The sequence below is a fragment of the Castellaniella sp. genome, assembly GCF_034675905.1.
Taxonomy (GTDB): Bacteria; Pseudomonadota; Gammaproteobacteria; order Burkholderiales; family Burkholderiaceae_B; genus Castellaniella.
The window spans coordinates 130,156-154,619 of record NZ_JAUCCV010000007.1 but is presented as its reverse complement, the minus strand read 5'-3'; the positions used below and the strand labels follow the sequence as shown (position 1 = coordinate 154,619).

General features: G+C 62.2%; 35 protein-coding genes and 2 pseudogenes. 3 read left to right on the top strand and 34 right to left on the bottom strand.

What is annotated here, in order from left to right; genetic code table 11:
* From VDP79_RS14920 to VDP79_RS08335, 25 genes and pseudogenes are all read right to left on the bottom strand, one after another.
* Positions 1-143 (bottom strand): major capsid protein (locus VDP79_RS14920; RefSeq protein ID WP_416233082.1); only part of this gene is annotated, 143 nt, incomplete at its 3' end.
* A 169-nt stretch (positions 144-312) separates the two neighbouring features.
* The gene (locus VDP79_RS14915) at positions 313-462 is read right to left on the bottom strand and encodes a major capsid protein (protein ID WP_416233079.1); all 150 of its coding nucleotides are present in this window, start codon (positions 460-462) and stop codon (positions 313-315) included.
* A gap of 328 nt (positions 463-790) precedes the next feature.
* Positions 791-1,570 carry a head maturation protease, ClpP-related gene (locus VDP79_RS08445; protein ID WP_323017767.1) on the bottom strand — a complete coding sequence of 260 codons (780 nt, stop codon included), beginning with the start codon at positions 1,568-1,570 and terminating at the stop codon, positions 791-793.
* Between the two features lie 48 nt (positions 1,571-1,618).
* Complete coding sequence (locus VDP79_RS08440; protein ID WP_323017766.1) at positions 1,619-2,026, bottom strand: hypothetical protein; 408 nt, start codon at positions 2,024-2,026, stop codon at positions 1,619-1,621.
* A gap of 22 nt (positions 2,027-2,048) precedes the next feature.
* Positions 2,049-2,935 (bottom strand): annotated as a pseudogene (locus VDP79_RS14910) (phage portal protein).
* A 154-nt stretch (positions 2,936-3,089) separates the two neighbouring features.
* Positions 3,090-3,320: a hypothetical protein gene (locus VDP79_RS08430; RefSeq protein WP_323017764.1), complete on the bottom strand. Its 231-nt coding sequence runs from the start codon at positions 3,318-3,320 to the stop codon at positions 3,090-3,092.
* A gap of 108 nt (positions 3,321-3,428) precedes the next feature.
* Positions 3,429-3,617, bottom strand: a complete 189-nt coding sequence (locus VDP79_RS08425; RefSeq protein ID WP_323017763.1) for a hypothetical protein — start codon at positions 3,615-3,617, stop codon at positions 3,429-3,431.
* Positions 3,618-3,720: 103 nt separating this feature from the next.
* A complete protein-coding gene (locus tag VDP79_RS08420) occupies positions 3,721-4,125 on the bottom strand; it encodes a hypothetical protein (RefSeq protein WP_323017762.1) in 405 nt (134 codons plus the stop codon).
* Positions 4,126-4,204: 79 nt separating this feature from the next.
* Positions 4,205-4,438: a hypothetical protein gene (locus VDP79_RS08415; RefSeq protein ID WP_323017761.1), complete on the bottom strand. Its 234-nt coding sequence runs from the start codon at positions 4,436-4,438 to the stop codon at positions 4,205-4,207.
* 102 nt (positions 4,439-4,540) lie between these two features.
* On the bottom strand, positions 4,541-4,852 hold the full coding sequence (locus VDP79_RS08410) for a hypothetical protein (RefSeq protein ID WP_323017760.1): 312 nt from the start codon (positions 4,850-4,852) through the stop codon (positions 4,541-4,543).
* A gap of 1 nt (position 4,853) precedes the next feature.
* Complete coding sequence (locus tag VDP79_RS08405; RefSeq protein ID WP_323017759.1) at positions 4,854-5,174, bottom strand: hypothetical protein; 321 nt, start codon at positions 5,172-5,174, stop codon at positions 4,854-4,856.
* Complete coding sequence (locus VDP79_RS08400; protein WP_323017758.1) at positions 5,138-5,368, bottom strand: hypothetical protein; 231 nt, start codon at positions 5,366-5,368, stop codon at positions 5,138-5,140. The genes VDP79_RS08405 and VDP79_RS08400 overlap by 37 nt, the downstream gene beginning before the upstream one ends.
* Entirely contained in the window at positions 5,365-6,051 is a 687-nt protein-coding gene (locus tag VDP79_RS14905; protein WP_416233078.1) for a terminase gpA endonuclease subunit, read from the bottom strand. Before VDP79_RS14905 ends, VDP79_RS08400 begins: the two co-directional genes overlap by 4 nt.
* Entirely contained in the window at positions 5,954-8,221 is a 2,268-nt protein-coding gene (locus VDP79_RS08390) for a terminase gpA endonuclease subunit (RefSeq protein ID WP_323017756.1), read from the bottom strand. The genes VDP79_RS14905 and VDP79_RS08390 overlap by 98 nt, the downstream gene beginning before the upstream one ends.
* Before the next feature lie 496 nt (positions 8,222-8,717).
* Positions 8,718-8,918 (bottom strand): annotated as a pseudogene (locus VDP79_RS08385) (ParB/Srx family N-terminal domain-containing protein); the annotation flags it as partial.
* A 902-nt stretch (positions 8,919-9,820) separates the two neighbouring features.
* Positions 9,821-9,991 (bottom strand): hypothetical protein, encoded by a 171-nt coding sequence (locus VDP79_RS08375; RefSeq protein WP_323017755.1) that lies wholly within the window; start codon positions 9,989-9,991, stop codon positions 9,821-9,823.
* Between the two features lie 202 nt (positions 9,992-10,193).
* A complete protein-coding gene (locus VDP79_RS08370) occupies positions 10,194-10,631 on the bottom strand; it encodes a hypothetical protein (protein ID WP_323017754.1) in 438 nt (145 codons plus the stop codon).
* 14 nt (positions 10,632-10,645) lie between these two features.
* Entirely contained in the window at positions 10,646-11,050 is a 405-nt protein-coding gene (locus tag VDP79_RS14900) for a BRO family protein (protein ID WP_416233077.1), read from the bottom strand.
* Positions 11,051-11,096: 46 nt separating this feature from the next.
* Positions 11,097-11,285, bottom strand: coding sequence for a DUF3077 domain-containing protein (locus tag VDP79_RS08365; protein WP_323017775.1), 189 nt, complete (start codon positions 11,283-11,285; stop codon positions 11,097-11,099).
* A 488-nt stretch (positions 11,286-11,773) separates the two neighbouring features.
* The gene (locus VDP79_RS08360; RefSeq protein ID WP_323017753.1) at positions 11,774-11,935 is read right to left on the bottom strand and encodes a hypothetical protein; all 162 of its coding nucleotides are present in this window, start codon (positions 11,933-11,935) and stop codon (positions 11,774-11,776) included.
* Positions 11,936-12,632: 697 nt separating this feature from the next.
* Complete coding sequence (locus tag VDP79_RS08355; RefSeq protein ID WP_323017752.1) at positions 12,633-13,031, bottom strand: hypothetical protein; 399 nt, start codon at positions 13,029-13,031, stop codon at positions 12,633-12,635.
* A complete protein-coding gene (locus tag VDP79_RS08350; RefSeq protein WP_323017751.1) occupies positions 13,028-13,918 on the bottom strand; it encodes a primase-helicase family protein in 891 nt (296 codons plus the stop codon). Before VDP79_RS08350 ends, VDP79_RS08355 begins: the two co-directional genes overlap by 4 nt.
* Complete coding sequence (locus VDP79_RS08345; RefSeq protein ID WP_323017750.1) at positions 13,905-14,768, bottom strand: hypothetical protein; 864 nt, start codon at positions 14,766-14,768, stop codon at positions 13,905-13,907. The genes VDP79_RS08350 and VDP79_RS08345 overlap by 14 nt, the downstream gene beginning before the upstream one ends.
* Before the next feature lie 528 nt (positions 14,769-15,296).
* Complete coding sequence (locus VDP79_RS08340; protein ID WP_323017749.1) at positions 15,297-15,968, bottom strand: hypothetical protein; 672 nt, start codon at positions 15,966-15,968, stop codon at positions 15,297-15,299.
* A gap of 316 nt (positions 15,969-16,284) precedes the next feature.
* A complete protein-coding gene (locus VDP79_RS08335) occupies positions 16,285-16,503 on the bottom strand; it encodes a hypothetical protein (protein ID WP_323017748.1) in 219 nt (72 codons plus the stop codon).
* A 95-nt stretch (positions 16,504-16,598) separates the two neighbouring features.
* Between VDP79_RS08335 and VDP79_RS08330 the strand changes: the two genes are divergently transcribed.
* Positions 16,599-16,982: a hypothetical protein gene (locus tag VDP79_RS08330; RefSeq protein WP_323017747.1), complete on the top strand. Its 384-nt coding sequence runs from the start codon at positions 16,599-16,601 to the stop codon at positions 16,980-16,982.
* A gap of 4 nt (positions 16,983-16,986) precedes the next feature.
* Here the strand turns inward: VDP79_RS08330 and VDP79_RS08325 are convergent, their stop codons facing one another.
* The 9 genes from VDP79_RS08325 to VDP79_RS08285 form a co-directional block, all read right to left on the bottom strand.
* Positions 16,987-17,949 (bottom strand): hypothetical protein, encoded by a 963-nt coding sequence (locus VDP79_RS08325; RefSeq protein WP_323017746.1) that lies wholly within the window; start codon positions 17,947-17,949, stop codon positions 16,987-16,989.
* A 140-nt stretch (positions 17,950-18,089) separates the two neighbouring features.
* Positions 18,090-18,323, bottom strand: a complete 234-nt coding sequence (locus tag VDP79_RS08320) for a DUF4224 domain-containing protein (protein WP_323017745.1) — start codon at positions 18,321-18,323, stop codon at positions 18,090-18,092.
* Positions 18,316-18,588 carry a hypothetical protein gene (locus VDP79_RS08315; RefSeq protein ID WP_323017744.1) on the bottom strand — a complete coding sequence of 91 codons (273 nt, stop codon included), beginning with the start codon at positions 18,586-18,588 and terminating at the stop codon, positions 18,316-18,318. Before VDP79_RS08315 ends, VDP79_RS08320 begins: the two co-directional genes overlap by 8 nt.
* 17 nt (positions 18,589-18,605) lie before the next feature.
* Positions 18,606-19,016: a hypothetical protein gene (locus tag VDP79_RS08310; RefSeq protein ID WP_323017743.1), complete on the bottom strand. Its 411-nt coding sequence runs from the start codon at positions 19,014-19,016 to the stop codon at positions 18,606-18,608.
* Positions 19,017-19,018: 2 nt separating this feature from the next.
* Positions 19,019-19,297: a hypothetical protein gene (locus VDP79_RS08305; protein ID WP_323017742.1), complete on the bottom strand. Its 279-nt coding sequence runs from the start codon at positions 19,295-19,297 to the stop codon at positions 19,019-19,021.
* The gene (locus VDP79_RS08300; protein WP_323017741.1) at positions 19,294-19,533 is read right to left on the bottom strand and encodes a hypothetical protein; all 240 of its coding nucleotides are present in this window, start codon (positions 19,531-19,533) and stop codon (positions 19,294-19,296) included. The genes VDP79_RS08305 and VDP79_RS08300 overlap by 4 nt, the downstream gene beginning before the upstream one ends.
* Before the next feature lie 297 nt (positions 19,534-19,830).
* Complete coding sequence (locus VDP79_RS08295) at positions 19,831-20,655, bottom strand: hypothetical protein (RefSeq protein ID WP_323017740.1); 825 nt, start codon at positions 20,653-20,655, stop codon at positions 19,831-19,833.
* A gap of 19 nt (positions 20,656-20,674) precedes the next feature.
* Positions 20,675-20,809 (bottom strand): hypothetical protein, encoded by a 135-nt coding sequence (locus VDP79_RS08290; protein ID WP_323017739.1) that lies wholly within the window; start codon positions 20,807-20,809, stop codon positions 20,675-20,677.
* A gap of 91 nt (positions 20,810-20,900) precedes the next feature.
* Positions 20,901-21,110 (bottom strand): hypothetical protein, encoded by a 210-nt coding sequence (locus VDP79_RS08285; protein ID WP_323017738.1) that lies wholly within the window; start codon positions 21,108-21,110, stop codon positions 20,901-20,903.
* A gap of 448 nt (positions 21,111-21,558) precedes the next feature.
* Between VDP79_RS08285 and VDP79_RS08280 the strand changes: the two genes are divergently transcribed.
* The gene (locus VDP79_RS08280) at positions 21,559-22,017 is read left to right on the top strand and encodes a hypothetical protein (RefSeq protein WP_323017737.1); all 459 of its coding nucleotides are present in this window, start codon (positions 21,559-21,561) and stop codon (positions 22,015-22,017) included.
* Entirely contained in the window at positions 21,980-24,463 is a 2,484-nt protein-coding gene (locus VDP79_RS08275; RefSeq protein ID WP_323017736.1) for an EAL domain-containing protein, read from the top strand. The genes VDP79_RS08280 and VDP79_RS08275 overlap by 38 nt, the downstream gene beginning before the upstream one ends.
* Position 24,464 lies beyond the last annotated feature (1 nt).

Here is a 24,464-nt window from a genome sequence, read left to right as displayed (position 1 = left end):
AACTGCGTGAACAGGTTGCTGATGACCGTGGTGCCATCGGAATCGACGATGGTGCCCTTGATGGCGACGACGCCCTGATACTCGACGGTAGCGTCGAGACGGCGGCGCATTTTCGCCAGGCGCTTGTTCACGAAACACACCATCAGTCTCGACATCCGAGGCCGCGCCAAAGGTACGCAGGTTCTGCACGTCATCAGGCGGGATGGTGTCCTGAGTGGGCAGGCGAGCGTGGGGAACAGGACGAGGGAGCGAGAGCTGCCACCCGTGGATGGGCCGCGTCGCTATCGAGCGCGACTGGTTCGGGAATGAGGGTCAGCGTATCCGCATCTTCCCCAACCCCAGACTGGTCGTGGTCAGGCCATCTTCCTGAAACAGGCCCAGGTTGGCGAGACGCGCCGGCAGGGCGGGGGCGTCGTTAATAGCGGCGGTCAGTTCCTGAAGGGAGAAACTCGTCGGTATCAAAAATACCGAGATTCATGCTGTGCTCCTTTAGTCAAGCGACTTTGTTGGCCGCCTGGCGGGCGGAGTAAATGCTGCGGAAATCGAGTTTTTTAGCGACGGGCTTATCGGGCCTTGAGCATCTGCGGGTGCGTCCGAGGGCACGTGCGACCTGATGGCCGGCATGGCCGCGCGAGCAGCGGTCAGGCGGGCGCGGGCCGTTTCCACGACACTCCCGCCAACACCAGCAGCTCGGCATCCTCAGGGCGCCCCGCCGAGGTGGCAAGAGCGAGAATCTCGCGGGCCTCGGACAGGCGCTGGGTGACAGCAGCGGCATTAGAGGACGCGCGGATCAGCGGAGCGGCCAGAGCAGCAGAGCCAGCGTCGACACATGCAGCGGCCACCGCATCTGGCGCCATCGGATCGAGTGCCGGTACGGGGGGGTCGGCGCCGAGGCTTTCGGCTTCGGGGTTGGAGCAGGAGCGGGGGCGACGGCAACCAAGGCTTTCGGCGAGGGCCTTAGGGAACTTGGCTCGGGCATGATCGGACAGATGGGCCTGGGCGGGCAGCGCATCGAGCACGGCGTCGGCAAACCCAGCGACGACAGCTTATCGCCGTTGAACCAGGTTTCGGCGGCCATGATGGCCTCGACCTCGGCCACATCCTTGCCAGAGCGCTCTGCGTAAATGGCCGCGTAGCTGTCGTTCAGCTTCTTCATAACGTCGGAGGCGGCCCGCAATTCGCTGAAATCACCCACTGCCACAGAAAACGGACTGTGAATCATGATGTATGCATTGGCGGGCATTTCGATCCGGCCAGCAGCCATAATGACCGCGCTTGCCGCAGAAGCTGCCAGGCCTTCCACGCGTGCCGTGATCCGGTCGCGGGCGCGGGCCATGACGTGATAGATCGCCAAGGATTCCAGCACTTCACCGCCGTCCGAATGGACGGACAGCAGAATCTGGGCATCAGCCGGAATGGCGTTGAACTCGGCGATAAACTCGCTGGCCGTCACGCCCCAAAAGCCAATGTCGCCGTGTATCGAAATTTCATACTTCGAGGCGGCCTGACCTGCGGCAACCGGCGCACCATCGGGCGCCAGCGCCTTGATCTCATACCATTTCTTCTTCATAACCTGGGTTCCTTTCCTGTCCGGGAAGCTGCGGTCATAGTGCGCCGCTCACTTCTTCGGTTCCTGCGGCGCGGTTTCGACCGGCACGGCCGCGGATGTTGCAGCTGGCGAAGGCGGCAAACCCAGAGCCTGCTCGCGTGCGAGGTCGGCGGCGATCTCTCGGTCGATCAGCTCGGCGTCATAGCCGCGCTCGAGCAGCGCCTCGCTGCGGCTCTTGAGCTTGTTGTTTATCGCCAGAACATCGGCCTGAATATCCTGCACCGGCTGTATATATGCCCAGCCGTGCGGCGTCCAGCGCGTGAGCTTTAGATCGCGCTGGCCTGTGGGCAAAGTGCCCGCCAGCACGGCGGCATCCACCCAGGCGCGGCGAATCGGGTCGCAAAACTTCGGCACCAGGACATTACGGATCAGCGCCATCGCGCGGCGCTTGTACTCGTTAATGGCAACGCGAACCACGCGATCATTGATGTCGCTGTAATCACCCGTCAGGAACGGATACGGAAGGCCCAGGGCGGCTGCGACACGATATGCAATTGAGCGCGGGTAAATTCCCGATAGCCCGATGGGCGCCGGGCGGCTCGGAGAACGTGACGTCCTCGCCCTCGTCCAACTCCTGCAGCAGACCCGGCTCAAACTCGAGTGCGGGCTGATCGGTCGGCTCTGCTGGCAACGGCTTATTATCCGGGCCAATGGGCACCGTGGTTGGATCGGGCGCGGGACGGGTAATGAACCCGACGAACAGATTGGCGATTTTCTGGCGAATAAGTTGGGCGTCATCGAATTCGTCCAGATCCTTTAGGCGCACAAGCACCGGCGCAAGCGCCGGTACACCGCGCAACTGACCTGGACGCGTGGCCTCGAAAAGATGCAGCACGCGGCGGGCATCCACGCGCACCGGATCGTTGTTCTCAGGATATTAAGGTCGCCCGGGTGGTTTGGGTGCAGCCAGTACGCCACGCGACGGCCGCGCTTATCCAGCTCAATCCCGTCGATAATGCGGTGGCCGTTCGATAGGGTCTCGTTTTTGAACGGCAGATGATCAGACTCAATAAGCCGAATTTTCAGCGGTATGCCAGTGGCCTCGTCGGTCTCCAGCAGCGCCAGCACTTCGCCCGACTCCAGCATGGAGCGCATCGCCAGCGTCTGCAGGCCGTAGAAATCAGTCTGCCCGTCCGCATCACACTCCAGCGACCACGCCTCCCAGGTATCGATCAGGCGCATACGCATGGTCTCGGTTTTCGCCAGCGGCTTGGGTGATACGCCGGTGCCGATGAAGTCCGAGGTCATGCGATCCACCGCCGCGCGGGCGATAGCATTGTTGCGACAAGCGTCGCGGGCACGCGCACGCAGCAGCGCTAAGCGCATGTGCTCGCGCCGTGGCGAACTATCCCAGGGCAGCCAGCCGCGCAACCGACGGCCGACGCCTGCGGCTTCGTGCGTGCTGGCTTTAGGTTTGCCGGTTTTTCCAAAAGACGGGCAAGGAGGCCTGGCGGCTTGCGAACGGCTGACGTGGCGGGTCTCATAGACCCTTCCCGACTTGGGCGCATGCCCAGGTTCGGCCTGACAGCGGGACACGCTGCGGGCCAAGCTGGCGAACGATCTCGCCACGCAGGGCACGCAACTCATTAGCGGTGACCTCCTGATACTTGACCAGGCGATCAGTGAATCGGATCTCTGTGACACGCTCGCCAGACAGCAACGCAACGATGGCGCTATCAATGGCGGCGAGGTCTTGTGCGGTATAGGCCATGCTGGGCAGCGTCCTGATATGGATGCTGCCCAGTCTGACTGCTGCGGCGTGGGGCTTCCTGCGGCGGGGTTACTGCAAGCGCAGGTGCATAGCGGGTGTGGTGCCCGACTACTCGGCCAGCTTTAGGCAGAAGGCCCGCGCAAGGCGAAGATTGCCATCATCATTGCAATACTGAATAGCCGCGTGGCGGCCCAGGCGCTGGAACGAAACCTTATCGGCCAGACCTCCCACGGAGGCGGCAGACAGATTGTCCCAGTTCGCAGCCTTGATGTCTTCCCAGTTCCAATGGACGATCATACCCCTCAAAAACCCTCTTTGCCCAGTTTGTCCACCGTCGGCATCCAGACGTCGAACACCACCTGCTTGTAAGCATTGTCGGGTGCTGTCTTGCCCATAGCCTTCATCGTGTCCTTCGCAACGGAAAAAGCCTGGCGCACCCAACCGGTCTCCGACAGAGCGGCCTCTGGCTGTCGTCGATGGATCCGAGCAGGCGTTGACCGTTCCACTCTTCCTCGACAGAGACGAAATCCTTGTTGATTTTCTGAATATTCCACAAACGCAATATTTCTGCCTTCTGCTCTGACGTTGCCCCCTCTGGGTACGTCGGCCCTGTAGCGGATGAGCTGGATGCGGCGACAATGACGAACGCGAAAAGCAAGGCAACGAACCCCAGGCCGTAGACCTTGGTCACCTTGCTGCGCGTGCTGGCCGCGCCAAGAAATACTTTCGTCGGCTTGACCAGGCCAAATAGCCACAGCACCAGGCACGCAAAAGTCAGCAGGAAGATTACAAGCGCCATGGTCATCGTGCGTTTTCCTTTTTAATCATCAGTCGGTAGAAGTTACAAAAACTCACCGACCGATGATAGCATCACATGCCGACGATCAATCGGCGGCGTTGAGAACCGCTCCAGCCGCCTCGACCAGCAGGATGGCGGCAGCACGCACCGCCGAACTGTCGATTTCTTCAGCTACCAGCAGCAGGTCGCGCGTGGTCACCAAAAAATCGGCGGCGCAGTGCAAAGCTATGTCCCGAGGGACGCCCGCCCGAACGGCAAGCAGGTGATCCGACAGGCCGCAGCCCAGGAACGAAACTTCACGGGTGTTTGAAACATTCATTATCCACTTCCTTTTATATGTTACCTATCAAGGAAGCCTGACGGATTTTATGAAATTACGCTGAAATCCCGCCGTGCGGGGATGGTTTATCCGCCGTTACCCTTACTGCGCCCGCAGCACCTGGCCGATCAGTTCATGATAGCGGGCATACGCGAAGCGGCGCATGTGTGCCTTGAAGGCATCGCACTCATCCCAGGATTGCCCCCGGAATTCACCTGTGCCGCTGCGCATGGCGTCGAACTCGAGATAGGCCCGGTCGATGAGGCCCTCGATATCGTGGCTGCGCAGCTTCTCCAGAACCGCCGCCTCAATGTCGCGTGCAAATTGGTTGTAGGTAGCAACGGTGGCCTCGCAATCCTTGATGATCGCATTGACCTCGTCCGTCGTCAGTATGTCTCCAGATTTCGCATTCATATCACGCCTCTGTTTTCTGGGCGGTTTTGGCACCATGCACACCGCTTTTTTTGGTCTGCCCGCCACGGCCGCCACGAACCTGTGGACGTTCCAGCTCAAAGAGTGGGTTCACGCTGCGGCCGGTCTTTTCCTGTGCGATAGCTTCGGTGGCAAATCGGCCGATTTCGCCCATCTCCTCGACCTCGCGGCGGGTCATCACCATGACCTGGGCGATCTCGTTCCAGCCCAGCCCACGGGCGCGCAGGTTGTGGACTTGGCGGGCCTTGCGGATCTCTTCAAACCAGTTCAGGCGCAGCGCACGAAGATCTGGGCGCCGGGCCACACGGCGCTCAACCGCCGAGCAGCTTCCTCGCCGATCACCTTGGCAATGACGCTGTGCTCTGGCCGGGTGTCGGGCACAACGATGTTGCGGCCGCCCCACCAGGCCGCGAGCAGGATGGTGGCACGCATCTCGATCTCGGCCGCGATATCGTCCAAGACTGTGTTTTTCTGACTGGCGGCGAGTTTGTTGTTCATGGTTGTATCCTTCTGGTCTGGTTATCGAGGTGACAGGGCGCGACTGACGGCGCGTTCGGCGCCGGACGGGCGCTGCGGCAGGCTTTTTTGTTGGGGCCTGGGGGGTGCAGGTGGCAGGGCGAGACCCACGCGAAACAGCCGCATAGTGGCAGTGGCGTAAACCAGGCAATCCAGAGCCTCATCACGGGCACGGATCTCCACCCATACCTGAAAACGGCCTGGCCTGCCCCCGCACCTTCGTGACAAGTTTCTCTGCCCCTGAGCTGTGCGAAGTATTCGTCGTCAAACGAGGCCTCGCGCGGGAGATGAATGTAGCCGGGGCCTGGCTTTTCCATCTTGAGGCGTGCATAGATCAAGGCCTTGCCCTGGTCGACGCCAATCGGCTCGACGGCGTTTGGCTGATGCTTGACTCGCCGACGCAAGCGGGCGATCCGGCGCTTTTCGTCTTCAACCAGCGGGCGGGCGGTGCCGGGAATGCCTTTGCCCGGCGCTGCCCAGCGGCGCGGTGCGCAAAACGCGTGAACCATGCTGGTGTTGTACCCGGCGTCGACCACGGCCTGGCGCACCTTGTGTTCGACTAGCGACTCACCCAGGGCCGTCCACACTTCCGGCTGGGCCGTATCTCCCGGCAGGATCACATGATCGATCAGCCAGGCCTCCTCTTTTTTCGCCCCAGCCGACATAGCTCACTTCGAGGCGGTTTTTCTGGACGTCAACGCCCGCCGTGATCAGACGGAACAGCAGCGTGGTGGGGTCGTAATCCTCCAGCCGTGATATCAGCGAGAGATCCTCAATGCTGTCGCCCTGCTCGGCCCAGGCCTCGCCCAGGTATGTATTGACAAACGCCTTCATCTCGGAGGTATCGCCCTGGCAGTCCAGCCACTTCTGCGCGACGTCACGCCACGACACGCCCAGGCCAACCGGGGCATACAGGGCATTGATGTGATAGCCTCGCGTGCGCTTGACGCTGGGACGCGCAGCGATCCACTTTCCATGGGCCAGCATGTCGGTCTTGCTGGATTCAGGGATCTCGGCGTGGCAGTTTTTGCAGACATACCAAGCCGACAGTACGCGCGGACGCAGGACTTCGCCGGTTTCTGCATCGACCGGCGGCGCGGTGCGCCATTTCAGGCCGTGGTCGGCTACGCCGCTGCGGTCGAACTCCAGGTGCTGCAGCGTGCCGCAGCTCGGGCACGGTACGTGATAGCGCCGCTGGTCGCTGCGCGAGTACTGCAGGCTGATCCGACACCGGCCCGCAATGGTGGGGGTGCTGATGAAATACGACTTCGCACGGCTGTATGTGCGCTGCCGGTTTTCGATCAGCGTCATGGGGTCGCCCTCGCCACCGACATCCCAGGGGAATGCGCTGACCTCGTCGCAGATCACATAAGGCAGGTGATCGGAGCGCAGGGAATCGGGGCTGTTGGCGCCACTGCGGATGATGCGGGCGTGGGCGCCGTACTCGACAACGTCGGCGCGATTCGTTTTGTCGCGGGCATTGCGGGAGATCAGTCCCGCCAGTGCTTCGGTCTCCTCCACCATCTTTGCCATGCGCGGGTTGAATGACCGGTCGCGCAACTCCAGCGTAGGCATGACAACCAGCATGTCTTTATTCTGCAAATGATGCATCACGTAGCCAGTCCAGTTCATCATGACCTCGGAACCACCGACGCCCGAGGATTTCTGGAACACGACGGTTCGCACGGGGCTGTGCTCCGAGAGCGCATCCATGATCTCGCGCAGGTACGGAGTCAGTGCAGTGTTCCAGCGCCCTGGCGCATTCGTTCCAGAGCGCAGCCAACGATGGCGGTCGGCCCACTGGCTGACGGTCAGCAGATCGCGGGGCTGGGCGCCGCGCTTGAACTGTTCGCCAACGGGTGGCAGCACCGTGCAGGCATGTTCGACATCGGCGCCGATGCCTGTGAGGGCCGTATGTATGGCATCCGAAAGCAGATAGTGGACGCGGGTCTCGTCGGCTTCACCGTCGATGGCCATTGCCAACACGCGAGGCATGCCTCGCATGGCGGCATCCAGGGCGGAACGCATGGCGGCGGCAGCGGCCACCACATCCTTGTGGCTGGTGGTATCGGCCAGCGCCGACTTATAGGTCGACTTTGCGTCCAGGGCGCGCAGCTTTGCGCGCTCGGTCTGCAGGTCGGATAAGGTCGCCATCAGTGCAGCCTCACGCCGTCGCGGCGGCACGCGCCGCCATGATTTCGTCGAAAGAAGCCCCATCCCCGTCCAGACATGCCCCCCCCCGCTGTACTCTTGCCACCGGCGCACGATCACGTCGACGTAGCCGCAATCCAACTCCATCAGACGAGCAGCCTGCCCGAGGCGATCCGCTGCCATGAGCGTGCTGCCAGATCCGCCGAAGCCGTCGATCACGATGTCGCCTGCACGCGAGGATGCCCGCAGGTTGCGCTCGATCAGGCTGACAGGCTTCATCGTCGGGTGCTGACCATTGCGGGCTGGCTTGTCGTGGTAGATGACCGACCCCAGGTGTTCCTCAAGCGTGGCGTTCGCGTCGACGATCAGCAGGTCATCGCCCGCCTGGACGGCCCATCGGCCATCGTCCAAGCGGCGTACCGCGCCGCCCTCGCCGTGTTCGATGATCGTGGTGAGCTTGCGGCCGCCGTACCAGCGGTGCGCGGCGCCGGGCTTCCAGCCGTACAGGATCGGCTCATGTATCCACTGATAGTCGGAGCGGCCCAGCACCATGGTGTTCTTGCGCCAGATGAGGCATCCGGACAGCTTGAAGCCCGCTTCGATAAAAGCGCTGCGGAAGTTCAGGCCCTCTGTGTCGGCGTGATAGACATAGATCGGGGCGCCAGGCTGCATCACATCGAACACGGCCCGGTAGAACTCGAGCAGGAACTGGCGGAAGTCCGCCTGCCGACATGCTGTCGTTCTGGATCGTCATGCGACCCTTGGTCTTGCCCTCGTAGGCCACGTTGTACGGTGGATCTGTGACGCAAATATCCGCGCGATCATCGCGCATGAGCCTGGCCCAGGCGGTGGGGTCGGCGCTTGAGCCACACATGACGCGGTGGCGACCCAGCAACGAAACGTCGCCTGGCCGGAAGCTGACCGGGACATCGGGCACAGGCGGCGCGGCATCCGGATCGGTGGCGCCGGTGGGTGCGGCGTCCAGCCCGGCCAGCAGCACCTTGATCTCATCATCGGCGAAGCCGGTCAGGGCCATGTCATAGTCCATGTCGGCCAGATCGCGCAGCTCCGCAGCCAGCAGCGCTTCATCCCAGCCAGCGTTCAGCGCCAGCTTGTTGTCTGCGATCTCATAGGCACGTTTCTGGGCTTCGGTCAGGTGCCCCAAGCGCAAGCACGGCACCTCGGTCATGCCCAGACGCGCGGCGCCGAGGATGCGCCCGTGGCCCGCGATGACGCCGCCGTCGGAATCGATCAGTACCGGGTTGGTGAAGCCGAACTCCCGTATCGACGCGGCGATTTGGGCCACCTGCGCATCGCTGTGCGTGCGACTGTTGCGGGCATACGGGACAAGTCGGTCGAGCGGCAGGACTTCAATCTGCATGGCGGCCTCGCGTGGTTTCATGAACACGATCCAGTGCGTCAGCCCCTTGTGTCCAGTCGGATGGCCGAACAACGGCGGCACAGCGGTCAACGCCAGGACGTCCGCGACCTTAACTTGGGTTTCGTTCCACTTGAAAATCAGCACGCCGTCGGGGGCAAGCACGCGGAAACACTCGGCAAACCCCTGGCGCAGATCCTCGCGCCAGTCTGGGCCGAGCTTTCCGTACTTCGCCGCCAGCCAGGAATTCTTGCCAGCGCGCACCAGGTGCGGGGGATCAAAGGAAACGAGCCTGAAGGCGCCGTCTGGGTACGGCAGCGCTCGGAAATCCATCAGTACATCCGGCTCAATGCGCAGCGTGCGCACGCCATCGGCGCGGCCGTGCGATCTGTCCGTGACGCTGATGGTTTCGTGACGGCGGTCGCCGAACACGACGTCGGGGTGCTGCCGGTCGAACCAGAACATCCTGCTGCCGCAGCACGGGTCAAGCACACGTTTTCCAGAATCAGACACGCCATCAATCTCCACGCGATGTAGCCAATTGCTCAACCGGAGACGCAGCATCGAAGAACCCAGCCGCCCGCGCAACGGCTGAAACGGCATAGGCCTGGCGTCGGCCAGCACAAACCCATACCTACCAAAGAACCACGGGGATGCGTGATCCGTGACACACCCGGTGATCACGGCTCGACCAACGATGCCGCCGCGCTCTAACTCGTCGAATGCTGGGATGGCGATGCCGAGAGATTGGGCTAATCCCGCAACGTCCGTACTCATCACGTGTCATGCCCTTGGATGCGTGGATCAGAATCGGGCCACGCTGGTGCGTAGGCCAGTCACGGTTCTCGATGGGCTGTAGCCGTTGACGATGAGCCACGCCCAGGGCTGGCGAACGGACAGGGTCTTCATACCTGATAGCCCTCCAGGTCGCCATACGCGGACACCATCGCCACGACGTCGCCGGAAGCGATGGCGGCTTCGGCGGCGCGGATCGACTGGCGCATCAGTCTCGCGGCGAAAGCGCCGGTAGGGATCGCGTCATATTCCGGCAACACATCTTCGCGTACCCTGCGCATTGCCGCTGAATGCCCTCGATGAGGTTTTCAGGATTGGTGCTGCCTCGCTCAAAAGCGGCCATGCGTCGCTCAAGAATGGGCCGTACAGCAGCGTCGACGGCGCGGCGCAGTTCAGCGTCCAGATCGATGGAGCCATAGTTGCTCTCGATGGTGGTAGCGCTGGTCAACTGCTTTGCCAGGGCGTATGAGATTTCTGTTCCGTTCATTCTTGGTCTCCGATGGATTGCGCCGCATCCAGCGCGGCCTGGAAGGTGAAATAGCCCTCGGTGAGCCATTCCGTGCGGGTCTGGCTCATGGGCGACATGAGGTTGGCGGGAATAACCATCTTGCGAGACAGCCACCTCGCGCCGGTGCGGTCGCGGTAGGTCTGCTGCGGGCGGCCAGCCACCCAGCCGGGCTGACGGCCGACGAAGCCCACGAACCGCGTTTCAGCCTGCGGCCAGCCTGGGCGCTGTTCGCGGCGGAACCAATGCAGGTAAGCCGCGTGCAGTTGCCGCCCGGTGCAGGGCACAAAGGGCAGCGGGTCGGCGTCATCGACCAGCACCACAGTGCCCTGCTGCCATGCAAGCAGGAACTCGGCCTCTGCTCGGGCCCCTGGAAGCGCAGCGGCAGCGGGTGCCTTGATGTCCAGCAATTGCATGGCATCCACGCCGGTCAGGCTGGCGACGGTGCGATTGGCGGCGACGATTGCGGCCTCACGCTGCAGGCCCAGGCTGCGTGCCGCCCGTACGGCAGGTGGGGGATCAGCCAGAAGGCGGTGTTCACGCCGCGCATGTCGGCAGCGGCTGGCTGGGCGAAGTAGCTGCCGGTGCGCCGGATCGTGGGCAGGACGTCCACACCCAGCGCTCGAAGCGCTCGGCGGCGGAGGCGACTGCCCACCACCAGACGGTACAGATCCGGCTGGAAATCAGGCGGACGTCCTGGATGCCGCCAGCGGTCGGAAGGGGGTGTGTTTCGCCCCCCCTCGCAATGCTGCCGGATAGCCGCGGGTTCCGCGTACCCCAGGGCTTCGGCGACGTCCGAGCCAACAAACCAGGCGCGGCCATCTTCGTCGGCCACGGCACGCACGGAGTGCTGGTCGAAGTCGAAGGGGATCCCAGGCTGTTCATGGCTGGCCCCCGTTGATGGAATCGATCAGGGCGCTGGCGCCCTCGAGCAGGAACAGGCCGGCGGCGTACTGATCGTCGTCGCCCATCTCGCTGGAATTGACCAGCAGGCCGTGGGCAGTGCGAAGCATGCTGGCCGCCTGCGCCAACGCGGTGTCGGCGCGGACGCCATCACGCACGGCGAACAGCGAATAGCCGCTGGCATCGGCCAGGCAGATGGGTGTTTCTTGGGTGGTGGTGGCCCGGGATGCTTCCGGGTGGCATGACGTGCGCGGGTGCGCACCACGATTTACCAGCTGATGGCGTGACTCCTTGGACGCGGTCGAGAGCCGCCGCCTCCTGAAACGAGGTGGGCGGACACATGCGGGTTAGCAGACCTGGAACCAGGAACCGGCAGGGCCGAAGCCCTCCCCCGCATGCCCGCCCAGAGGAGTGCCATGCTGCGCGCAGAGAGTGAAAAAGCCGCGTGAACGGTTTCCAGGCGGCTGCGCGCCTTGGTATTCCGGGCTGCGAACCCCGTGCGCCGGTTGTCTACCAGCGCACGGCCATTATAAGCCCGGAGGGTGGAAAATCGAAAGTTCGCGGATCATCATGATTTTTTCTCCGAGGCACGCAGACGGCGCAGGGCGCGGACGAACTCGGTAGGCAATGGCACGCGACAGCGCGGCGCATTCAGCTACCAGCAGCGCACGGCGCTCTGGCGTCGGGGCAGCGGCCAGGCGCGGCGCGGTTTGACCACCATGCGCTCGACGGACGCCCGCAGGGCCAGGCCCAGGCCGTAGGCTTCCCGCCGCACGAGAACGGCAGCGGGGTAGCGCATGTGACGGCGCAGCGCCATCTCCAGCTTGATGGTTTCGTTCTCGAACTGAGGGTCAGGCCGCGGTTTGCAGGGGAGTGACCGGCGCTGCCGGTGTCGGCCCGTCGCGTGAAAGGTTGCGCACCAACCCGCCCGCAACCCCGCTCCGGCAACGGGCCAGAATCGCCCGCTGTGGGGTTTTCTTCGGGGGGGTAAGGGGTTGATACGTCGGGGATGGACTGCCCGCGCTGCGCCGCGAAGCGTTCCGCGACATCGGTGCGGCCCCTTTGCGGCGCGCCAGCGGGCCAGGCTGGCCTCGACATTGACCTGATCGCCCTGCATGACCAGGCGACCAGCCTGTGCGGCGCGGGTGATCGTGGATTTATTGACGCCCAGGCGACGAGAAAGCGGCTTTCGATTCCAGGATCATGACGAAGCCCCACCGAAATCGACTGCCTCAAACCTTATTACCCCATTTATTACTCACTTTATTACCCCTAGAACCTTTTTAAGCGAGACTATTACTTGTATTACGCCTGTGACGGGGTTACGCGCCTCATGTGAGGGGTAAACATGCACGTTAGATGTTTTCACGTCACGCGGGCGGGCGAACGGGGTCATAGGCGTAATACAAGTCATATCCCCGCCTGCCGCGTGTTTTTCGGTAATAAGTGGCGTAATACGGCGTACTATCACAGGCCGCCTCCCATCGCATTGTTGAACGCGAAAAAACATTCAGTCAGCCAACGGCCCCTGTTTTCGATCCGTCGCCATCACTAATGGTCGTCGCGCCCGCAGCCTGTGCATCGGCGACGGCGGTAGGGCTGGGGATCACCATCTTGCGGCTCTTATAGGCTGTGCTGTTCAGGCTCTCCAGGGTGGACACGGGCTTGCCAGCCTGCCACTCGGGCAAGCGGCCCACGTATCCGATGAACTGCGTTTCATCGCGAGGCCGCACGACGCCCGTCAGGGCGCACCATTTCTTGTAGGTGGTGTACAGGTGCCCGCCCAGACATGGGCAGAACGGCATGGGACCTTTGCCCTCGTCGATTTCAAGCTGGCCCGCCTGCCACTCGCGCACGAACACCGCCTCGGAGGGCAGCGATAGGTCGATCAGCTTTTGCTTTGACTCGGTCATTGGCGGGCGCTTTTGGGATGGAAGTCGGCCAGGTCGACGTGCATCAGGAAGTAGTAGAACGCCTCGACCCCACCGTGCTCGAGCTCGATGTTGACCGCGTCGTAGAAGTCCTCTGCCAGGGCGGGTGGCGTGTAGATGACCAGGTGACGGCGGTCGTCGTTATCGATGGGCAGCGGCTGGCCCTCGTTCGACAGATAAACGATGTTGACGTGGTTGCGCTGACGGTAGGCGGCCAGGTTCTTCGGGTTCACCCGTATCCATTCGCCCGTGACAAGCTCTTTCAACTCGTTTTTGATATGCCACATTTCCGCACGGGTTACCACTTCCTCGGCCAGCAGAAACAGCTTGCTATCGACCCAGTCGCTGTTGAACCGATCCTCCAGGCCGCGCTGGTTCAGCACCGTGGCGTAATCGCCGTAGATTTTCGCCAGCGTCTGAAAGATCGTGGATTTGCCCGTGCCCTGCGGGCCGTGCATGATGATGGCGCTTGACATCTTCGCGCCTGGGTTCTGCAGCGGGTACGCCATCCAGCACAACATCCACTCGTACACCTCATCGGCATTGCTCTCGCCTTCGCACAAGTAGCGCAACAGGTCGAGCAGCTCGCGGCATGAGCCGTCGCGCGGGGCCATCGGCCAGCCGCGCCAGGTGTTGAGTGCCACCGCATCGTCTTTGCCAGCCGGGTCGAAGCCGATCTGATCGATGAAGTAGGCGCCGCGCTCGACCCACAACGGATGACGCTTGATGTCGTCGGCGCGTACGCCAGCGGGCAGCAACGCGACCATCTGCGCCCGCCGCGCAATGCGGTTCGTCCATAGATCAAAGACCGTGTCGCCCGTACCATCATCAACCGGCACGAAGCGCTCCACCAGATCATCCAGAGGCATGACAGCTTCGGCGCGACGTTTTCCGCCTTCCCCTTCCCCCTGGCTGGGTTCCCGGCCTGCCGAAGCCACCAGTCCGCAAGCCGGGCCGCCCGACCGCTGCCGCATCATGCCCGGCAGCAGCAAGGGCCATCTCGATCTGGGCGCGTACCAACGCCTGGCCACCCAAAGGGAAGTGCTGCAGGTCGTTAAAGTCCGTCAGCTTCTTGCCTTCGCGGTCGCCGGGAAACTCGGGCTCCACCCATCCGCCGCGCACGGCAGTCGCCGCGGCCTGGGCGGCCTCGACGCCGGGGTTCCACGGGTTGCCGTGGGGGTCTTTTGTGAGGTAATCGTCATCGGCGCACGCCAGGATGTACGCCTTGGGGTAGGACTTGTGCAGCGCCTGGGCGACCGGCATCAGATTATCGGCATCGAACGCCACGACGCACAACCCGGTCGCCTCGAACAACGTCGCGGCGGTGGCGTAGCCCTCGGCCAGCAGAATCACGGCGCCAGGTGCGCCCAGCATGTGGTAGTGCGCCGCCTTGTTCATGCCAGCGGGCCAGTACTGCTTTTCCAGGCGCTTACCACCGTCGCGGCCTCGCACGATCTGCAAGCCCCAGACTTTGCCGGTGTCGTCGCAGATCGGGATGGCGATGGTGCCGTTACCCGACGGCGAGTAACGCACGCCGTGGCCACCCACGCCCTTACGGGCCAGGTATTCGGACGGCGTGGCGCTCACCGGCTGATATTTGGCCCAGCCGCGTGCGGCGGCCTGCGCGGCACGCTCCTGCTCGGCGGCGCGTATAGCCTTGGCGCGGCGCACGTTCTCGGCGTGCCGGGCCTTCATGGCAGCGGCCTGCTGTGCGCTCATGGTGGCGCCGTTGCGCGACAGCCGAATCTTCTGCTTGCCCGACTCTTTACCGCGATAGACCCCGTAGCTGCCGACGATGTAGCAGCCCTTTGTGGGCTTGCCCGCGTCGTCGTATTCGTCGAGCCAGATCTCGTTCAGCCAATACCAGCCGCGCTTTTCGCGGTCGCCGTTGTACTCCCGGCACCGAATAGGCCGCGACGTGCCGACGTCGAACGTTCCGTATCGACATCCAGGCCAGCGGCCCGAAGCTGGGAGAGCACGTCGTCGTAGTTCTTCCAGCTCATACGGCGGCCCCCAGACAGTTGCCTATGTTGCAGGCCCGCAGCCTAGCGATATTTCGCGGGTGCGCGCCCCCGCAAGACCAGGAATCCGCCAGGGTCCCCACCTTGGTTGCAAAAAAGCAACAGAGCCGACCGAGGCGCAACCCATCCCGCAACGCAACCACGCGGCCTGCTGCTCTCCCTGGGGGAACGGGGATTACCCCACTCAACGCGGGCGTGAAAAAAAGCAGGCGGGCAACCGGCTGCATCATGGGCGCGACCTACCGTCGCGGCAGAAGCCGCATAGGCCGCCGACCAAGCGGACGAAGTACTCGCCGCAGCGGTCGCACTCGCCCGGCTCACCCTTCGGCATCGCCGCAGCGGCCCGGCGGGTGGCGGCCAGCGCGGCGTCGCGGGCCTCCTGTTCGCGCTCGCTGGCGCGGTCGAATTCGTGCGCCATCAGACGCCCCCTTGGGCCGACGACCAGACGGCCGTACGGCAGACGGCATGGGTCCCGGGTGGGCGGTTGTGTGATTGCGTCTGTTGCGCCTTGCGATCCGCGCGTTGCTGCACAGAGCGCGGGCGGCGCGGTACGGGTTTCGGGGCTGGCTTCATGCGTTCCTGGCCCTCCGAGATCTGCGCATCCAGATGCGCGAGCAGGTTCTGCGCCGACGTCGACGGCCTCGGCCATCTCGCGTCTGGCGTCTAGCAGGGCTGCGCGGTCGGCGGTTCCCAGCAGGTTGGTGGTCGCTGCTGCTGCCTCGCTTTGCTCCCGGACCAGCGTGGCGACCATGCTGGCAGACACGGCCGCAGCGCTCTGGTTGTCGCCAAGGGATCGGACAGCGAACCCGAGCGGCAGCAGCATCCGATCCAGAACGCGACGACGAACATCCTCGGGCAGACCAGCCAGCACAGAAACCAGAAAGTTCGCAGGCAACAAACACGCCGTCCTTGGTGACATCGTCCAACCATCGAAAGATTCGGTCGGCGTTCACTTTGGTGCGCTCGAACGCATCAACCGTCTTGGGCTCGAAGCGGATGCCTGTCACCACGTCGGCGCCCAGGCGTTCGTGCGCGTCGACGATGCCAGCGGCGACAGTCTCACGCGACAAGCGCTTGCCCCGCCGATACTCGGTAATCTCATCGCGCAGGATGGTGATCGTGGTTTGCGACATGCTACGCATGACTGTCCTCCTTCGAAGTCGCACAATGAGGCCACATTGAAAAAGGAAGGGCGGAGTATGGGGCGCTCATCATCATTGCCCCGCTGGATGCGAGCTGGCCGTGTCGGGCGAAGCGGACAGGAATGCCTCGGGGTGCAGTACGCGCAGGTACATGCTGCGTGCCTGGGGTATCCCGGTTTTCTTCCACTTCGTAACAGACGGGGCCTCGATCTTGCACATGCGAGCGACGGCTGACGTCCCCCCGAGGCGTTCAATGACAGCGGCATCCGGATGCTCGGCGATGCGTTTCATGGTTGGTCTCCAAATCCTTAGCAGTGCATATTTAGCCATACCTAAGGATAAAAAGCAAGCCACACCTATGTGAAAAACATTTAGGATTAGCTAATATGTCCACACTTACAGAACGATTCTCTGAACTCTTTGCCGAGCGCCCCGAGGCCAGGCCCGTCGATCTCGCCCGCGCCTGCGGCGTGAAGCAACCGTCCGTGAACGGCTGGCTGTCCGGAAAGACCAAGCAGATGGAGGCCTCAAACGCCATCCGCGCAGCGGCCTTCTTTCGCGTCCACACATGGTGGATTGCGACAGGTGAAGGGCCGAAGTACCTGAAAGAGGGAGAGGTGGACAACCACCAGCCACACATCCAGAACCGCGCGAACGGCTGGCCTTTCTCGACGTCCTATGAGTCGTACAGCAAGCTATCGACAGCCGAGAAAAAAGCCCTCGACAGAGTCGTATCGGGCTTTATTGTGGGCATGGGCCACGACGGATAATTCCCTACTCTGCGGGCTTCGCATGGCGCACACGGCGCCTGTCGTAGGTTTTGCGGATCATCCGCTCCGACGTGTGCAGCGTCGCTTCCATGACGTCTTTGTCCCCACGCTGGAGTTTGTCTGACACACCCTTAGGGCGGCAGTCCTGCAGGCTGAATGGCTTAAACGGGATGCTTTCCTTGGTGGCCACCTCCACGCATTCGTTCATGAGCCGCGATAGCGTGCTCTTCCAGCCACCTTTTGTGTACCGCTCGCCGCGCAAATTTCCAAACACATACCAGTCGCCCGCGAGGTCATAACGCTTGATCGCCAGGGCATCATCAATCGTCGCTCGCAGCTCTGGACTCCACTCGATAATCCCGACCCTTGGAATGGCACCCCGCCGCCGTTTGGCCGCCACCCACTCAATGCCAGCATCGGTGATTTGTGGGTGTGTCAACGCTCGCACCTCCACGGAACGTTTCAGGCACAGCCAGGCTGTTTTCAGTGCCAGCGCCACGATCAACTGCGGGCCGCCCATCTTCCGGCCCACGCGTTCGGCCAGGGCAATTTCTTCATCGGTCACCAGGCGGTCATACTCGGCGGTTTCGTTCTTCTCGACACCGTCAAACGAGTTGACTGTTAGCAGGCCTAGGCGCACGCCATATTCCAAAATGCGGCGCATCAGCGATATTTCCTTGTTCCCCTTGGCGGCGCGGCTCGCCTTAACGCACGCATCCAGGTAGGCGTAGGCGTCCGTCTTCGTGAGGTCGCGCACCGCCATGTGGCCGAACGCCTTACGCAGCCGGACGATCTCGCGCTTGTTCTCGGCCAGCGTCGAGTCAGCGCGTCGTTTCGGGCTGTTAAGCGGTAGAGATTCCTGCCACTCCAGCCACACCGTAATCAACGCATCAACGGAATCGTCAGCCGGTCGACCCAAGCCGATCTCGCCTGCCCGACGAATCGCCTCGGCACGGATCTCTGCCATCTTGGCGCGATCCTTGACGGGGCACTTCAGGCGAAACGCCCACCGGCCATCAGGGAGCTTGTACCCGATTGAATAGGTAATAGTGCCCCTGCGCTCGTAGACACGATAAGGCAGGCCATCCTGACGGGTGCGCTGTCGGCTCATTGTGCTGCGAAGAAGTCGAGCCGTGGCCCGTTACGGCGCCGCGCGTTCGACTTGCCCGACATACGGGCCTCGAAATGCTGCCGCGATACCCTGGGGATTCCGCCTCGACGCGCGGCGGGTTCGTACACCCAATGCCGCTGCTCGAGCCATGCCACCATCCGCGCAGGCTGTTTCATGCCCGTTAGCTCCTCAAGCTGTGCACGGGTCAGCAGAATGCCAGTTTCAAGCATGGCGATGCCTCCCCTGCATTGCGTCCGATAAAGCCGCCTGGGCGCGGTCGAGCAGCCCGATGCGCTCTATCAGCCGATCAGCCAGGGTATCGCTAATCGGCAGGTCTCCATGCTCTGCAATGAGTTCATCCAGAACATCGATGACAAGGCGGGCGCCTTCAGCCATCTGCTCGCTGCACAATTCCAGTCGGCGGCGGGACTCCATGGTTGCATGCAGCCTGCTGGCAGGCCGGGAATCTGTATCGATCAAATCCTCTAGTGACATAGGTTTCTCCTTTATAGTCACAACTCTCTTTTTTCGGGTGCTGCGCGTAGATCGCGCAGGCGCTGCATGGCGGCGTATAGGACTGACACGTCCAAACGGCCCAGCAGCCTGTCTATGGTTTCCACGCTCACGCGAATGGGCGCGATTTCGTGATCGGCGGGCGGCTTGCCGGAAATGATCCGGTTCATCGCCTGATTCAGGGCAGCGGCACCGCCAGTGATAAGACGCGCCTCATGGCGGTGCGCGGCGTCGTGCTCGAGCGCAAGCTGCACCACGTTGAAAACGCCCGCTAGGTTGTCAAACGGATCGGCTCCTGGGGCGTGCTCAAGGCTCCAGAGCGACGTGTACAGCAGCATTGCGAACTCATCTCGCAGGGCGCGAGTGACCGGGATGCGTATCGTGCGGGGTATGCGGCGCTTCTTTTTCATGGTCAATCGTCCGTGTCACCAGCGGCGGCACGTTTCACGTCCATGCGTGGCGCTGCGACTTCGTGCGCGAGGACGGGCAGCGGCTCGCGCGATGCACGATGATCTGTCCGGGCGCCGCAGAGATCCGGGTCAGATACCATGACCTCTGCGGTGATTTCGAGGCAGCGTGTCAGGGCTGGTGAGCGCAGTGCGTCTTCGAGCGATATATTCAGACGCGCGGCGGCCAGGGCCTGCTTGAGCTGCACGGTGGTGGCGGGCGGCGCGGTAGCGTCTTTCTTCATGCGGCCTCCGGCATATTGCGCACCCGCATGACGCGCCGGGCCGCCATGTGGAATATGCAGGCGCCCGACAGCATGTCCGCCGCCATCACCTGGTCGCCGTCGGCCAGCGACAGAAAGAGGTCGGGATGCGGGCCGTAGTTCGCAACGATCAGTTTTTCCAGCAGGGCGTTCACGGCGATCAGCTCATCATCGCCCAGGAAAACCTCGACATGCGCCATGCCTCGAGCGGGACTCACTGCATCTCTCCTGCGATGCGCCAGCTTGATCGCCACGACAGGCGCAGGGCGGGGTCGCGGCGCAGTCGGAATGCCACGCAGGTACGAATCATTAGGCTTCGCATGGCATGACCCTCGGAAGCATGATGATGATTGCGGCCGCAGCATCGGTGGCAATCACTGTGACGTCGAAACCCTGACCACGAACGCGGTACAGGCGGCCGGGAATGATGGGGGTAGCAGACATAGCAGCTCCAGTTCAGTGAGCGGCCCGCTCGGCGGGCTCGCCCGTTTGCATGACACTTAAGACGTGACCCATCACACCTTTGCGAGGCGGCCGCCGATGTACGCATTGGAGTGCGACGCGGCGTTGATGACGACCAAGCAGAACAGCCCGTCGAGCGCACCGCCGTACCAAAGACCGCCGTGGTACGCGACCTCGCCATCTGACCAGGCCCAGATGTAATCACCGAAGCCGGAATCTCCCTGCGCATCGCGCGTCTTCTTGGGCAGGAAAACAGCACCCAGGTCGAAATCCGCGCCAGCCTTGCGCTGCCGTCGGTGAAACCAGTTGTTCTCGGGCGCGGCGATGCCGGTATCGATCAGCTCTTGACGGCCTGCCATATCCCAGATCCGCCATTCGCGCTCGCCGTTCGTCCCCAGGCCCTGGAGCATCTGCCACACGTTGCCCCACAGGCCGGTGATGCCGCGATACGCAGCCTGGGCGACCAGCTCATCATCAACCGGCCGAACGCCGTCGCCATCCACGTATCCAGCACCAACAACAGAGGCCAGATCGGGCGTGCCATGTTCGATCAAGGCGAGGATCTGAACCGCAGCGAGCTGATAGACGCTCCAGAGCATCCAGTCATCGCCGCGCTGGGCAGCGCGGTCTTTCATCGTCGGAAAATCTATGCTAGCCAGCGGCATCGCACCAGCGCAGGAACCCATAAGGGGGCCGTCAGCCGTCGCCTGGTACTTGCCGATCCAGAACTGATCGATAGGCGCACCGTGGTGCATGAAGGCGGGGTGACGCGTAAAGCCGTCGGCTGGGGTCGGGCTGATCCATAACGCCTTCTTGCCCGCCAGGTCGCCATCCGTGATGACGCCATTACGGTAGTAGAACGCCGGGACACGAACCATGGCCTGGCCGTTGATTTCCTCATCGGCCAGGCCGAGAAAAGATCGGGTGATCGTCGAAATAGTGCTGTGCGGGCGACAGGACGCTGCCGTCTTCGTCGATGCGCTTCCACTTCTTGTCGTAGTGCTTGCCAAGAGCGATGCCGATAATGGTCATGGAGAAACTCCTATAGATGGTTGACTGACGCTGCAGGAAGGGCCGAATGACCCCGCTCATGCCTCCGCGCGGGCAGGGGCAGGGTGTGGGGTCACTCGGCCTCGTTAAAGGCGACAGCACAGGCGTTTTTCAGGGCGGCCTCGATGCGACCGAGGTCGCCAACGTGCCCCCAGTTGATCCGGGAGGGATCGGCATCGAAGTGGTTGTCGGCAGCGGCCCGCAGGCGGGCCAGTTGATCTTGAATACGGGCAACAGACGACACGAACAGATCGGCGGCTGTAGAGGTGGTGGCGATGGTCATTTTTTCCTCTCAAATAGCTGTGGCTTCGAGAGGATTATTAGCCATGACTAAGGTTAAGTCAATAGCCAACGCTAATTAGCTACCGCTAATTTACATCATTTTTTTGGAATTGAAACGCTGCGCTCCGCCAAATAATTCAGTGAAATCAAGCATCTACATCATGTAGGTGCTTTTTTTCGCCTCGAATTTCCTTCCAAACTTCCAAACCACATTCCAAAATTCCACTTTTTCCGCCTTTTTACCGGTAGTGAGGCGGTAGTGCCGGCGTACGTTGCGTCGGCCATTGCAGCGCTTTTTCATATCTTCCTGGCAAAAGCTTGATTTCCCGCCAGGAATCGGGCTTTTGTCGGATTGTCTTTGTTGGCATATCCGGTAACATGCTTGGTGGCAACAGGGGAACATCCCTGGCGGCGGCTGATAACCGCCATTCCTTAACCATCAGGATCGCATGCGCCCACGATTTTCGAAACCAGCAGGGCCTGCCGCCCGCATCTTGTTCGGGCTCAGGTCAATATCGGCTGTCTTTTATGGTGTGATGCTGGCCTTTGTGCTGGGCAATGCGGCTTTGGTGTATTCGCTCATGTCGCGCTATGACGCCGCGCTGGATCAGTCGGCGACGCTGGGCAGCATGCGCACGCTCAGTCAGCAACTGGCGGTGCGGGCGATGCGGCTGGCCGATGGCGGCTTGCTGCAGACCGGGCAGATCAGCAAGGAAATCGATGCCATGGATCTGGCCCTGCGGGCCCTGGATCAGGGGGGGGGTCGTAGGGGACCGCGAGATTTCCGCATTGCGACAGGCGCCGGTTCGTCTGCTGCTGCCCAAGATACAGCGCGATTGGGTGGTGTTGCGCGGGCGCCTGCAGGCGGTCATGCTGGACTCCTATTCCTGGGGGGATGCCGCGGCTGAAAAGCGGGATTTGCCGCATGCGGTGCAGCGCCAGTGGATCGCGGACGATGCCGGTACTTTGCTGGGTACGCTCAATGCGGCGTCGGACGCGTTGATGCCCATCTTGCACGGCGCCAAGAGCCAGGCGCTGAACTGGTTGATTGCTCTGATTTTGCTGGATCTCGGTCTATTGGTGGGGGTGTTTCTGTTGGTGCGCCGTGGCGTCTTGCTGCCGCTGCGAACCTTGAATCTCGCTGCTCGGGATCTCTTGCAGGGCGATTACACGACTCGGGTGGCGCCTGCGGGCGTGGGCGAGATCACTGAAATCGCCCACGCCTACAATGCGGGCGCGCAGCAGATTCACGAACTGCTGACCCAGATGCGCGAAGACCAGGAAGGGTTGCAGCGGTCTGAAATTATCTTTCAGGGCTTGGCGTCCAATGCCTTGGTGGGGATTTTCCTGATCGCCCGTGACCGTTTCAGTTTCGTCAGCCAAAAAATGGCTGATATTTTCGGCTATATGCCTGACGAGATGATCGGACACCTGACGCTGTTGTCCATCATTGCCCCCCGGGAACGCTATCTGGTTGACGAGGCCTTGAAATCCGGCCGCAATCAGAAGATTTCGACACTGCGGTTCGAGCGTCATGGCCGTCGCAAAGACGGCTCATTGTTCGACATCGAGATCTTTATCACGCTGGTGGGGACAGGCGATGACGCCGCCCTCATCGGGCTGGTGCAGGACATTACTGAAAGCAAGCAGGCGGAATCCTCCGCCCAGTTGGCTGCGATTGCTTATGAAAACAGCAGCGAGGCCATCGCCATTACCGACGCCACCGGCGTCATCATCGACGTCAATCCTGCCTATTCCCGCATGACGGGTTATTGGCCCGATGAAGTCGCCGGTGAATTGCTGGTGCTGCTGCGGCCAGGTCGCCATAACCGGGATTTCTACGACCAGATGTGGCATGCCATCAATACCAAAGGCCGCTGGGAAGGCGAATACTGGCTGCAGCGCAAATCCGGCGAGGAATATGCCCAGCGCGTGGTGCTGGATACCGCCTGGAATCACGATGGCTCGGTCAATTGCCGGGTGGTGATGCTCAGCGATGTGACACAGAAAAAACAGGTAGAGACAGCCATCTGGAATCAGGCGCACCATGATCCCCTGACTGGCTTGCCCAACCGCCAGTATTTCAACGAGCACCTGAAAGTATCGGTGGACGAGGCCGACCGCCAGACGCAATCCATAGCCCTGTTGTTTCTGGATCTGGACCTGTTCAAAGAGGTCAATGATTCCATGGGGCATGAGATGGGCGATCATCTGCTGAGCGAGGTCGCCAAGCGTCTGCGCAGTTGCACGGATGATCTTCACTTCATCGCCCGCCTGGGCGGGGATGAGTTCGTCATCCTGGTGGCTGAAAAATCAGACGGACCGCGGCTGGACAAGCTGCAGCTGGATGCCTTGTGCCGGCGCTTGCTGGATGGCATCACCGAGCCCTATTCGCTGGCAGGCAATATGATCCAGATATCCGCCAGCCTGGGGGTCGCCTTGTATCCGGCTGATGCGGACAATGCTGAAATGCTGATGCGCCATGTCGATATGGCCATGTATCAAGCCAAGGCAGCCGGCCGCAATGGCTATCAGTATTTCGACCAGTCCATGCGAGACCGGGCCAGCATGCAGCATGACCTGCTGGTGGCGCTGCCCGAGGCCATCGAGGCGGGCCAGTTCTTCCTGCTGTATCAGCCGATCTATTCCTTCCGGACCGGGCAAATCATCAAGGCCGAGGCCTTGCTGCGGTGGCGTCACCCTGCCTTTGGTGTCATCGCCCCTATGGATTTCATTCCGTTTGCCGAAGAGCGCCAGCTCATGCAGCCGCTGGGCGATTGGGTGTTCCGTGAAGCCATCCAGCAATTGGGGGTGTGGCGCCAGGACATGGCGCCCGATCTGCGTCTGACCGTGAATGTATCGCCCGGCCAGTTCAGCCTGGCCCAAGCCGGCCTGGAAGCCGTGCTCGGTCTGTTGGACGCCCAGGGGCTGCCGCCGGACTGCCTGTCCCTGGAATTCAATGAACATCTGCTGATGAATCTGGGCCCTCTGATGCGGGATCGCTTGCATTATCTGCATCATCTGGGCATGCGTTTCAGCGTGGGGGCGGTATCTGTCGGCATGCCCGCGTTGCTGGCCTCCCGCGATCTGCTGTTCGAGACGCTGAAGCTGGAACGCGAAGTCACGGAACAGGTATCCGATAACGAAGCCGCCCGGCTGGTCTGCGAATCCGTCGTGGCCCTGGCGCATCGCCTGGGCATGCGGGTCATTGCCGAAGGCATCGCCAGCCAGGCGCAGTACAAGCTATTGCGCGATATGGGTTGCGACGCCGGGCAGGGATTCTGGCTGGGCGAGCCGCTGGATCAGGACAGCTTCGAGCAGCGTTTGCGCGACGCCAGAGCGCCGCACGCTTGAA

Coding starts and splice junctions, on each gene's coding strand:
- VDP79_RS08320 (WP_323017745.1), bottom strand. CDS start 18,323: ATGCTTGAAACTGGCATTCTGCTGACCCGTGCACAGCTTGAGGAGCTA.
- VDP79_RS08425 (WP_323017763.1), bottom strand. CDS start 3,617: ATGATCGTCCATTGGAACTGGGAAGACATCAAGGCTGCGAACTGGGAC.
- VDP79_RS08285 (WP_323017738.1), bottom strand. CDS start 21,110: ATGACCATCGCCACCACCTCTACAGCCGCCGATCTGTTCGTGTCGTCT.
- VDP79_RS08290 (WP_323017739.1), bottom strand. CDS start 20,809: ATGACCATTATCGGCATCGCTCTTGGCAAGCACTACGACAAGAAGTGG.
- VDP79_RS08325 (WP_323017746.1), bottom strand. CDS start 17,949: ATGGCAGAGATCCGTGCCGAGGCGATTCGTCGGGCAGGCGAGATCGGC.
- VDP79_RS08360 (WP_323017753.1), bottom strand. CDS start 11,935: ATGGCGCTGCGCCGTCACATGCGCTACCCCGCTGCCGTTCTCGTGCGG.
- VDP79_RS08330 (WP_323017747.1), top strand. CDS start 16,599: ATGTCCACACTTACAGAACGATTCTCTGAACTCTTTGCCGAGCGCCCC.
- VDP79_RS08305 (WP_323017742.1), bottom strand. CDS start 19,297: ATGAAGAAAGACGCTACCGCGCCGCCCGCCACCACCGTGCAGCTCAAG.
- VDP79_RS08445 (WP_323017767.1), bottom strand. CDS start 1,570: ATGAAGAAGAAATGGTATGAGATCAAGGCGCTGGCGCCCGATGGTGCG.
- VDP79_RS08315 (WP_323017744.1), bottom strand. CDS start 18,588: ATGTCACTAGAGGATTTGATCGATACAGATTCCCGGCCTGCCAGCAGG.
- VDP79_RS08430 (WP_323017764.1), bottom strand. CDS start 3,320: ATGGCCTATACCGCACAAGACCTCGCCGCCATTGATAGCGCCATCGTT.
- VDP79_RS08375 (WP_323017755.1), bottom strand. CDS start 9,991: ATGCGCAGGGTACGCGAAGATGTGTTGCCGGAATATGACGCGATCCCT.
- VDP79_RS08355 (WP_323017752.1), bottom strand. CDS start 13,031: ATGACCGAGTCAAAGCAAAAGCTGATCGACCTATCGCTGCCCTCCGAG.
- VDP79_RS08410 (WP_323017760.1), bottom strand. CDS start 4,852: ATGAATGCGAAATCTGGAGACATACTGACGACGGACGAGGTCAATGCG.
- VDP79_RS08420 (WP_323017762.1), bottom strand. CDS start 4,125: ATGACCATGGCGCTTGTAATCTTCCTGCTGACTTTTGCGTGCCTGGTG.
- VDP79_RS08415 (WP_323017761.1), bottom strand. CDS start 4,438: ATGAATGTTTCAAACACCCGTGAAGTTTCGTTCCTGGGCTGCGGCCTG.
- VDP79_RS08370 (WP_323017754.1), bottom strand. CDS start 10,631: ATGCAATTGCTGGACATCAAGGCACCCGCTGCCGCTGCGCTTCCAGGG.
- VDP79_RS14905 (WP_416233078.1), bottom strand. CDS start 6,051: ATGTCGGCTGGGGCGAAAAAAGAGGAGGCCTGGCTGATCGATCATGTG.
- VDP79_RS08295 (WP_323017740.1), bottom strand. CDS start 20,655: ATGGTTCGTGTCCCGGCGTTCTACTACCGTAATGGCGTCATCACGGAT.
- VDP79_RS08350 (WP_323017751.1), bottom strand. CDS start 13,918: ATGCCTCTGGATGATCTGGTGGAGCGCTTCGTGCCGGTTGATGATGGT.
- VDP79_RS08345 (WP_323017750.1), bottom strand. CDS start 14,768: ATGAGCGCACAGCAGGCCGCTGCCATGAAGGCCCGGCACGCCGAGAAC.
- VDP79_RS08275 (WP_323017736.1), top strand. CDS start 21,980: ATGCTGGACTCCTATTCCTGGGGGGATGCCGCGGCTGAAAAGCGGGAT.
- VDP79_RS08335 (WP_323017748.1), bottom strand. CDS start 16,503: ATGAAACGCATCGCCGAGCATCCGGATGCCGCTGTCATTGAACGCCTC.
- VDP79_RS08310 (WP_323017743.1), bottom strand. CDS start 19,016: ATGAAAAAGAAGCGCCGCATACCCCGCACGATACGCATCCCGGTCACT.
- VDP79_RS08280 (WP_323017737.1), top strand. CDS start 21,559: ATGCGCCCACGATTTTCGAAACCAGCAGGGCCTGCCGCCCGCATCTTG.
- VDP79_RS08400 (WP_323017758.1), bottom strand. CDS start 5,368: ATGAACAACAAACTCGCCGCCAGTCAGAAAAACACAGTCTTGGACGAT.